Raw genomic sequence first — 542 nt, forward strand, 5'->3', positions numbered from 1 at the left:
GGCCGAGATCGAGCTGATCAACGAGGCGGTGCCGTTCGAACGCCTGGAGGCCCGGGTCGCCGAGATCGCCGCCGAGCTCGCGCGCATCCCGCTGTCGCAGCTGCGGGCGCAGAAGCTGATCGTCAACCAGGCCTACGAGAACATGGGGTTGGCGTCCACCCAGACGCTCGGCGGCATCCTCGACGGCCTGATGCGCAACACTCCCGACGCGCTCGATTTCATCAACACGGCCGAAACCCAGGGCGTGCGGGCGGCCGTCGAGCGCCGCGACGGCCCGTTCGGCGACTACAGCCAGGCCCCGCCGGAGCTGCGGCCCGACCCCTCACACGTCATCGTGCCTGATCGGGACCAATGCTGAGACAAACTAGGAACCTGGCGGCCGCCGGTCAAAAAGTGTTACCGTTACAGCTATGTCTCGGCTGAACACCGGCTTGCGCGCAGGCGCCGCCTTCCTCGCCCTCGGCATCGCACGTGGTGTTGATCATCCTGCGCGGAATCGGGAAGTCCTCCGTCGAATCGGCGACGGCGGTCTTCGGGAAGAC

General features: G+C 67.2%; 2 pseudogenes. One reads left to right on the top strand and one right to left on the bottom strand.

Annotated features, from left to right (window positions below):
- A pseudogene (locus A5701_RS17850) lies at nucleotides 1-358 on the top strand (enoyl-CoA hydratase); the annotation flags it as partial.
- Between the two features lie 100 nt (nucleotides 359-458).
- Here the strand turns inward: A5701_RS17850 and A5701_RS28270 are convergent.
- A pseudogene (locus A5701_RS28270) lies at nucleotides 459-542 on the bottom strand (DUF5078 domain-containing protein); the annotation flags it as partial.

Source organism: Mycobacterium sp. E3305, from assembly GCF_001666785.1.
Lineage (GTDB): Bacteria > Actinomycetota > Actinomycetes > Mycobacteriales > Mycobacteriaceae > Mycobacterium.